We start from the raw sequence: 9,082 nt of genomic DNA on the forward strand, positions 1-9,082 counted from the left end.
GCCGGGGAAAAACTGCGGTGGTTCAGCCGGTGAGCGCCTCCAACGCCAGGTCCACGTCCGCCTCGGTGGTGTAGAGGTGGAACGCGACCCGGACCTGCCCGGCGCGCACCGCCGCCCGGACCCCGGCACGCGCCAGCCGCTGCCGCGCCTCGGGCACCTCCACCGCGACGATCGCGCTGTGCCCCGGCGGCCGGCCCAGCCCGGCCAGGAACCGGTTCGCCAACGCCACGTCGTACGCCCCGATCGCCGCCGGGCCGAGCGCGGCGACCAGCTCCAACGCCGGGGCGGTGCCCACCCAGCTGAACCAGGCCGGGGAGCTGTCGAACCGGCGGGCGTCGTCGGCCAGCCGCAGCGGCGGACCGTAGTAGGTGGACAGCGGCTCCTTGGCCGCGAACCAGCCGGCCGCGTCCGGACGCATCCGCTCGCGCAGCCCCGGGGCCAGATAGGCCAGCGCCGAGCCGCGCGGCGACACCAGCCACTTGTACGTCCCGACCGCGACCGCGTCGGCCAGCGCCGCGTCGAACGGCAGCCACCCGCACGCCTGGGTGGCGTCCACCACCACCAGCGCGTCGTGCGCGCGGGCCGCGGCCACGATCCCGGCATACGGGGCGACGGCCCCGTCGGCGGACTGCACCAGGCTGAACGCGACCAGATCGGTGCCGGCGTCGATCGCGTCGCACAGGCCGGCCAGCGGCACGGTGCGCACCCGCACCCCGCGTTCCTCCTGCACCAGCCAGGGGAAGAGGTTGGCGGTGAACTCGACCTCGGGGACGACCACGGTGGCCCCGGCGGGCAGGGCCGCGGCGATCGGCCCGAGCAGCTGCGACACGCTGCCGGCGACCGCGACGTCGGTCACCGGCACCCCGACCAGGCCGGCGAACGCCTCCCGGGCCCGCCCGGTCGCCTCCTCCCACACCTCGTGGGAGGTACGCCCCACCCGCCAGTCGGCCAACGCCTCCTGCACCGCCGTCCAGACCGGCTCGGGCGGAAGCCCGTAACTGGCGGTGTTCAACCAGCCGGGTTCCGGCTGCCACAGCTCGCGTGCCTGCGCCAACTCCATGCGTCGAGGCTAGTGACACCCCCGCGCGCCCGGTCAGCACCAATCCGCCGGTGGTGGCCCGCACCGGCCGGCCACCCGACCGGCCCCGGCTTGACCGGCTGACCTAGGTTGATGATCCACACAGCGACGATCCCCTGGAAGGGTGATGCCCCGTGCCCGTCGGCTTCACGTTCGCCGTCATTCTCGCCATCGGGGCGCTGGTCGCCGGCGCGGTGCTGCTCCTCGCCCGCCACCCGGGCGTCCGGCGCACCTCCGCGCTGGTCGCGCTCGGCTGCCTGGCCGGCGCGCTGCTGTTCGGGATCGGCGCCAGCGCGCACTCCGTGCCGATCCGCTCGGTCGGCATCGTCACCAGCTTCAACAAGCCGACCGGCGAGGTCACCGGCTCCGGGCTCAAGTGGGTCGCACCCTGGCAGAAGGTCGGCGAGTGGGACGCCGGCCGGCAGAAGTACGACCACATCGGCGGCGACCAGTGCGTCCGGGTCCGCACCGGCACCCTCGCCGACGCCTGCGTCGAGGTGCTGGTCGAGTGGCAGGTCAAGCCGGAGAACGCGCCGAAGCAGTTCATGGACTACAAGGGCGACTTCGAGAGCTTCCGGGGCCAGCGGGTGGGGGTGCAGCTCGACAGCGCGGTCAACGACGCCTTCGCCACGTACAACCCGCTGGAGAAGATCGACGCCCGGACGGGGAACCTGAACGTCGACCTCAAGCCGTTCGCCGAGAGCATCCGGAGCAACGCCGAGGGCCGGCTCTCCGGCGACGTCGACATCCTGTCCGTCACCATCACCCGGGTCAACCACGACGACAAGACCGAGGGCAACATCAAGGCCTTCCAGGACAAGCTCGCCCAGACCCGCAACCTCGAACAGGACCGCCGCAACGCCGACATCCAACGGCAGATCACCGAGACCAACGCCAAGGTCGACAAGGTGTCCCGCTGCCTGGAGATCGCCGAGAAGAACGGCAGCACCCCCGGGCTGTGCATCAACCCGGGGATCGTGACCGGCGGCAAGTGACCGGCTCGCCGGGCGGCGGTGGTCGCCGCCCGGCGGGTCAGCTCACGTTGGCCGGGCCGAGGACGCTCTTGAGGTCACCCATCAGCGCGGTCGTGGCGGCCACCCGGAACGGGCCGAGCCGCAGGGTGGTCACCTTGCCGCCGTTGAGCAGCTTGACGTGCACCTCGGTGTCGCCGGGGTGCAGCACCAGGGTCTCCTTGAGCCGTTCCACCAGCGGCGGCGTGCACCGGTGCACCGGGATGGTCAGCGTCACCGGCTTGCTGCCGGGGGTGCTGCTGACGTCCGGCATGGACATGTCCATCGCCATGATCCGGGGGGTGTCGTCGCGCCGGTCCACCCGGCCCTTGACCACCACGATCGCGTCCTCGGCGATGTACTGGCCGATCACCTCGTAGGTGTTCGGGAAGAACAGCGTCTCCACCCCGCCGGCCAGGTCCTCCAGGGCGGCCGAGGCCCAGGCCCGGCCCTGCTTGGTGACCCGGCGCTGCACGCCGGAGAGGATGCCGGCCAGGGTGACCACCGCGCCGTCGGGCACGGTGCCCTCCTCCGACAGCGCGGCGATGGTGGTGTCGGCCGCCGCGCCCAGGACGTGTTCCAGGCCGAACAGCGGGTGGTCGGAGACGTAGAGGCCGAGCATCTCGCGTTCGAAGGCGAGCTTGTCCCGCTTGTCCCACTCGGCGTCGCCGATGGTCGGCATCACGGTGGTGCTGCCGCCGGTGTCGGCGTCACCGAAGCCGGCCCCGAACAGGTCGTACTGGCCGACGGCCTCCTTGCGCTTGACGTCGGCGAACGCGTCGATGGCGTCCGCGTGCACGGCGAGCAGGCCCTTGCGGGTGTGCCCGAGCGAGTCGAACGCGCCGGCCTTGATCAGGGATTCGATGGTCTTCTTGTTGCAGACCACCGCGTCGACCTTGGACAGGAAGTCGTAGAAGTCGGCGTACTCGCCCTTCTCGTCGCGGCACCGCATGATCGCCGCGACCACGTTCGCCCCGACGTTGCGCACGGCGGCCAGGCCGAACCGGATGTCCTTGCCGACCGGGGTGAACGGGCCGGCGGAGGTGTTCACGTCCGGCGGCAGCACCTGGATGCGCATCCGGCGGCACTCCGACAGGTAGAGCGCCATCTTGTCCTTGTCGTCACCGACGGAGGTCAGCAGCGCCGCCATGTACTCGGCCGGGTAGTGCGCCTTGAGGTACGCCGTCCAGTACGACACCAGCCCGTACGCGGCGGAGTGGGCCTTGTTGAAGGCGTACCCGGCGAACGGGACCAGGACGTCCCACACCGCCTGGATGGCCTCGTCGGAGTAGCCGCGCTCGCGGCAGCCGTCCCGGAACGGGATGAACTCCTTGTCGAGGATCTCCTTCTTCTTCTTGCCCATCGCCCGGCGCAGCAGGTCGGCCTGGCCGAGGGTGTAACCGGCGAGGATCTGCGCGGCGCGCTGCACCTGCTCCTGGTAGACGATCAGGCCGTGGGTGGGCGCGAGGATCTCCCGCAGCGGCTCCTCCAGCTCCGGGTGGATCGGGGTGATCTCCTGGAGGCCGTTCTTGCGCAGCGCGTAGTTGGTGTGCGAATCGACGCCCATCGGGCCGGGCCGGTAGAGCGCCAGCACGGCCGAGATGTCCTCGAAGTTGTCCGGCTTCATCAGCCGCAGCAGCGAACGCATCGGCCCGCCGTCGAGCTGGAACACGCCGAGGGTGTCGCCCCGGGCGAGCAGCTCGTAGGCGGGCTTGTCGTCCAGCGGCAGGCCCAGCAGGTCGAGTTCCCGACCGTGGTTGAGCTGGATGTTCTTGACCGCGTCGTCGATGATCGTCAGGTTCCGCAGGCCGAGGAAGTCCATCTTCAACAGCCCGAGCGACTCGCAGGTCGGGTAGTCGAACTGGGTGATGATCACCCCGTCGGCGTCCCGGCGCATCAGCGGGATGTGGTCGATGATCGGCTCGGCGGACATGATCACGCCGGCGGCGTGCACACCGGTCTGCCGGATCAGCCCCTCGATGCCCTTGGCGGTGTCGATCACCTTGCGGACGTCCGGGTCGGTCTCGTAGAGGCCACGGATCTCGCCGGCCTCGGCGTACCGGGGGTGCTTCGGGTCGAAGATGCCGGTGAGCGGGATGTCCTTGCCCATCACCGCCGGGGGCATCGCCTTGGTGATCCGGTCGCCGACCGCGTACGGGAAGCCGAGGACCCGGGCCGAGTCCTTGATCGCGGCCTTCGCCTTGATCGTGCCGAAGGTGGCGATCTGGGCGACCTTGTCCTCACCCCACTTGTCGGTCACGTACTTGATCACCTCGCCGCGCCGACGCTCGTCGAAGTCGATGTCGACATCCGGCATCGAGACCCGCTCGGGGTTGAGGAACCGCTCGAAGATCAGCCCGTGCGGGATCGGGTCCAGGTCGGTGATGCCCAACGCGTACGCGACGAGCGAACCGGCGGCCGAGCCACGGCCGGGACCCACCGCGATGCCCTGGCTCTTGGCCCACTGGATGAAGTCGGCCACCACGAGGAAGTACGACGGGAAGCCCATCTGGTTGATGACGCCCAGCTCGTACTCGGCCTGCACCACGTGCCCCTCGGGGATGCCCCCGGGGTAGCGGCGGGCCAGCCCCCGGAAGGTCTCCTTGCGGAACCAGGACTCCTCGGTCTCCCCCTCGGGCACCGGGAAGCGCGGCATCAGGTTGTGGAACTCGAACATCCCGCTCGGGTCGACCTTCTCGGCCACCAGCAGGGTGTTGCGGCAGCCCTGCTGCCAGAACTCCGAGGAGTCGACGGCGCGCATCTGGTCGGCGGACTTGACGAAGTAGCCGCCGCCGTCGAAGCGGAACCGGTTGGGGTCGGCGACGTTGCTGCCGGTCTGCACGCAGAGCAGCACGTCGTGCGCCTCGGCCTGCGCCTCGTGGGTGTAGTGCGAGTCGTTGGTGACCACCGGCGGGATGTCCAGCTTGCGGGCGATGGTGATCAGATCGTCGCGGACCCGCTGCTCGATGGAGAGCCCGTGGTCCATGATCTCCAGGAAGTAGTTCTCCTTGCCGAAGATGTCCTGGTAGGAGGCGGCGACCTTGAGTGCCTCGTCGAACTGGCCCAGCCGCAGCCGGGTCTGCACCGCGCCGGACGGGCAGCCGGTGGTGGCCATGATGCCCTCGGCGTGCTCGGCGATCAGCTCCATGTCCATCCGGGGCCACTTGACGTAGTGCCCCTCCATGGACGCCCGGGAGTTGAGGGTGAACAGGTTCTTCAGGCCCTGCGCGTTGCGCGCCCACATGGTCTTGTGGGTGATCGCGCCGTTACCCGAGACGTCGTCGCTCTTCTGTTCCGGCCGGCCCCACTTGACCCGGGCCTTGTGGTAGCGCGACTCCGGCGCCACGTACGCCTCGACCCCCAGGATCGGGGTGACCCCGGCGGCCATCGCCTGCTTGTAGAAGTCGTTCGCGCCGTGCATGTTGCCGTGGTCGGTGATCGCCACCGCCGGCATCCCCAACCGGTTGGCCTCGGCGAAGAGGTCCTTCAACCGGGCCGCCCCGTCGAGCATCGAGTACTCGGTGTGCACGTGCAGATGCGCGAACGAATCGCCCATGCGTGGCGTCCCCCCGGATCGGATCATGGGTCACGAGATCAGGCCGGTCCACGATAGCGCCGCCCGTGGGAGCCGCTGAACCCGCCGCGCGGACACCTCCACGCGGAGGTCGTGCGGTCCCACACGCCGTACACCGACAGTCACCGCGCGGCCCCGGAAGCCCGCCGCCGAGCACCGCGAGGGCCGTCCCGGCTCGAACACCCAGCGACGTCCACCTCCTCCACGATCGACCACGGGTGGCTCCCCGGACCAGAGGGTCCCCCGCTGGTCGATGACGACGGTCCCGGACCGGAGACCGGACCCGGGACCGTCGTGTCGACATCAGTGCATCGCGGTCAGGGCCGCCGCCTCCTGCTCGGCCCGTTCGTCGCCGCTGACCTCGTGCAGCGGCTTCTCCCGGATGAAGACGACCGCGACCAGGGCGAGCAGGGCGATCGGGGCACCGATGAGGAACAGCTCCGAGGTGGCGGTGGCGTACGCGTCCCGCACGATCGCCAGGACCGGGGCGGGCAGCGCGGCGAGGTCGGGCACCTCGGTGGTGCCGCCGCCGGTGACGCCGGCCGCCGGGCCGAGCCGTTCGGTCATCAGGCCGGTGACCCGGTTGGCCAGCACCGCGCCGAGGGCGCTGACCCCGATCGCGCCACCCATGCTGCGGAAGAAGGTCAGCACCGAGGTGGCCGCGCCGAGTTCGTGGGCGGGCACGTCGTTCTGTGCGGCGAGGACCAGGTTCTGCATGAGCATGCCCACGCCGGTGCCGAGCACGGCCATGTAGAGCGAGAGCAGCGGCACGCCGGTGTCGGCGTCGATGGTGCTCAGCAGCAGCATGCCGACGGTCATCACGGCCGCCCCGGCCACCAGGTAGACCTTCCACCGGCCGAACCGGGTGATGAGCTGACCGGCGACGGTGGAGGAGATCAGCAGGCCGAGGATCATCGGCAGGCTCATCAGGCCGGCGACGGTCGGCGACTTGCCCAGCGAGGTCTGGAAGTACTGCGACAGGAACACCGTGCCGCCGAAGAGGGCCACCCCGACCAGCACGCTGGCGACCGTGGTCAGCGTGACGGTGCGGCTGCGGAAGATCCGCAGCGGGATGATCGGCTCGGGGACCTTCGACTCGACCCAGACCGCCAGGGCCAGCAGCACCAGCCCGCCGACGACCATCAGCGCGGTCCAGCCCGAGGCCCAGGCGAACCGGTGCCCGGCCAGCGACGACCAGACCAGCAGGGTGGACACGCCCGCGGTGATCAGCAGCGCGCCCCACCAGTCGATGCGGGCCTTGCGGCGGACCACCGGCAGGTGCAGGGTGCGCTGGAGCAGGACGATCGACAACAGGCTGAACGGCACGCCGATCAGGAAGCACCAGCGCCAGCCGAGCCAGGAGGTGTCGACCATGACGCCGCCGATCAGCGGGCCGGCGATCGTGCCGACGCCGAACACGGCGCCGAAGATGCCGGCGTACCGGCCCAGTTCCCGGGGCGGGATCATGGCCGCCATGACGATCAGCGCCAGGGCGGTCATGCCGCCGGCGCCGACGCCCTGCACGATCCGGCTGGCCAGCAGGGTCTCCACGTTGCGGGCGAGCCCGGCGATCAACGAGCCGACCACGAACAGGCCGAGCGAGAGCTGGATGAGCAGCTTCTTGCTGTAGAGGTCGGCCATCTTGCCCCACAGCGGCACGGTGGCGGTCATCGCCAGCAGCTCGGTGGTGACGATCCAGGTGTAGACGGTCTGGCTGCCGTTGAGTTCGGCGATGATGCGCGGCAGCGCGTTCGCCACCACCGTCGAGGCGAGGATCGCCACGAACATGCCCACCATCAGGCCGGAGAGGGCCTGGAGGACCTCCCGGCGGGACATCCGGCCGGTGCCCGCCTCGGGCGGTGTCGACTCGGCAGTTGCGGTCATGGACGTTTCCTCACAGGGTGGGATGCACGCCCGGCGCGGTCGCGCCGAGCTGGTCAGGGGTACGGGGGTCGGGCAGCCCGGCGGCGACGGCGGCGAACGCCTCGTCGAGCAGCCCGGCCAGGGAACGGGACCCGCCGCCGGTGGCCCAGCGGACCATCGCGGTGCGCAGCGCGGCCCCGGTGACCGCCACCACGAGGGCGGGATATCCGTCGTCCGGGTCGCGGCCGGTCCGCGCCGCGAGCGCCTCGACCATGGCCTGCTCGGTCTCCGCGTTGCCGGAGACCAGCCGGGCCAGCAGCACCGGATGCTGCATCACCACCTGCATCCGCAGCAACCACAGCGCGGCGTCACCCTCCACCTCGTCGATCACGCCGGACAGGGCCGACCGGATCGCCGCCAGCGCCGGCACCCGCGCCGGCACGGCGGCCAGCGCGCGCAGCACCCGTTCCCGGTCGCCCGCGGTGTCGCCGACCAGCGCGTCGTCCTTGGTGGCGAAGTAGTTGAAGAAGGTCCGGGCGGAGACGTCCGCCGCCTCGCTGATCTCCTCGACGGTGACCTGGTCCAGCCCCCGCTCGGCGACCAGGCGCAGCGCGGCGGCGGCCAGTGCGGCGCGGGTCTGCCGCTTCTTGCGGTCCCGCCGCCCGAGTCCCTCGTCATTGGTCACGGGGGGAGCCTACGAACAAAAGTGCAGCGCCTGCAAACTTGCGCAGTGTGACATGAAACTCGGGCTGCCCAGGGGGGATTCCGGACAGGGCAGGGGGTGACCGTGCCCGGTCCGGCGGCATAGCCTCGACGGCACCACACCACGGCGGTCGGGGGACGGCCATGCTCCTCGGGGACGACATCGACGACCTGGCCCGGACCGCCGCCCGGGGCGAGCCGGGGGCGCTGGACGCGCTGCTGACGGCGGTACGCCCCGAGGTGCTGCGGCTGTGCGGCCGGCTGCTGCCCCACCGGGAGGACGCCGAGGAGGCCTGCCAGGACGCCCTGCTCGCGGTGGCCCGGGGCATCGGACGCTTCGAGGGCCGCTCGTCGTTCCACACCTGGCTGTACCGGCTCACCGCCAACCGGGCCCGGTCGACGTACCGGACGCTACGACGACGCTGGCAGGTCGAGGCCGGTGGGGTGCCGCTGCCCGACCCACCGGACCCCCGACGCACCAGTGTGGTCGCCGGCACCCGGCTCGACCTGCTCGACGCGCTGGACGCGGTCCGCCCCGAGGCGGCCGAGGCGCTCACCCTGCGCGACCTGCTCGGCCTGTCCTACCGCGAGATCGCCACCCTGCTCGACCTGCCGGAGGGCACCGTGAAATCCCGCGTCCACCAGGCCCGCCGCCAGGTCCGGGAACGGTTGACCGGTGACTGAACGGACCGGCCGGTGGCTGGCCGCCACGCTGGCGCTCCTCCCGGTGACGGGCTGCGCGGCCCCGGTCGCCCCGCTCCCGGTCCACCCCCCGACGGCCACCCCGGCGAGCACTCGGGCGACCACCGTGGCCCCGACCCCGTCCGGCCCGGCCCGGCCCACCGTCGGCGCGCT

General features: G+C 71.4%; 6 protein-coding genes. 2 read left to right on the top strand and 4 right to left on the bottom strand.

Annotated elements, in window-relative coordinates:
• Positions 1 to 22: 22 nt before the first annotated feature.
• A complete protein-coding gene (locus H1A17_RS21615) occupies positions 23 to 1,060 on the bottom strand; it encodes an aminotransferase class V-fold PLP-dependent enzyme (protein WP_145918884.1) in 1,038 nt (345 codons plus the stop codon).
• Positions 1,061 to 1,212: 152 nt separating this feature from the next.
• On the opposite strand from H1A17_RS21615, the gene H1A17_RS21620 reads away from it, so the two are divergent.
• The gene (locus H1A17_RS21620; protein WP_145918883.1) at positions 1,213 to 2,073 is read left to right on the top strand and encodes an SPFH domain-containing protein; all 861 of its coding nucleotides are present in this window, start codon (positions 1,213 to 1,215) and stop codon (positions 2,071 to 2,073) included.
• A 37-nt stretch (positions 2,074 to 2,110) separates the two neighbouring features.
• Here the strand turns inward: H1A17_RS21620 and dnaE are convergent, their stop codons facing one another.
• From dnaE to H1A17_RS21635, 3 genes are all read right to left on the bottom strand, one after another.
• Positions 2,111 to 5,644: a DNA polymerase III subunit alpha gene (gene dnaE / locus H1A17_RS21625; RefSeq protein ID WP_194822751.1), complete on the bottom strand. Its 3,534-nt coding sequence runs from the start codon at positions 5,642 to 5,644 to the stop codon at positions 2,111 to 2,113.
• A gap of 321 nt (positions 5,645 to 5,965) precedes the next feature.
• Positions 5,966 to 7,546, bottom strand: a complete 1,581-nt coding sequence (locus H1A17_RS21630; RefSeq protein ID WP_145918879.1) for an MDR family MFS transporter — start codon at positions 7,544 to 7,546, stop codon at positions 5,966 to 5,968.
• 10 nt (positions 7,547 to 7,556) lie between these two features.
• Entirely contained in the window at positions 7,557 to 8,210 is a 654-nt protein-coding gene (locus H1A17_RS21635) for a TetR family transcriptional regulator (protein WP_145918878.1), read from the bottom strand.
• A gap of 161 nt (positions 8,211 to 8,371) precedes the next feature.
• Here H1A17_RS21635 and H1A17_RS21640 point away from each other — a divergent pair, with 161 nt between their 5' ends.
• Positions 8,372 to 8,911 (top strand): RNA polymerase sigma factor, encoded by a 540-nt coding sequence (locus tag H1A17_RS21640; protein ID WP_194822752.1) that lies wholly within the window; start codon positions 8,372 to 8,374, stop codon positions 8,909 to 8,911.
• Positions 8,912 to 9,082: the final 171 nt, after the last annotated feature.

This window comes from Micromonospora sp. S-DT3-3-22 (genome assembly GCF_015354745.1).
Lineage (GTDB): Bacteria > Actinomycetota > Actinomycetes > Mycobacteriales > Micromonosporaceae > Micromonospora > Micromonospora wenchangensis.

Bases quoted from the DNA above. Each gene is read 5' to 3' on its own strand.
- H1A17_RS21615 (WP_145918884.1), bottom strand. From the start codon at position 1,060: ATGGAGTTGGCGCAGGCACGCGAGCTGTGGCAGCCGGAACCCGGCTGG.
- dnaE (WP_194822751.1), bottom strand. From the start codon at position 5,644: ATGGGCGATTCGTTCGCGCATCTGCACGTGCACACCGAGTACTCGATG.
- H1A17_RS21630 (WP_145918879.1), bottom strand. From the start codon at position 7,546: ATGACCGCAACTGCCGAGTCGACACCGCCCGAGGCGGGCACCGGCCGG.
- H1A17_RS21640 (WP_194822752.1), top strand. From the start codon at position 8,372: ATGCTCCTCGGGGACGACATCGACGACCTGGCCCGGACCGCCGCCCGG.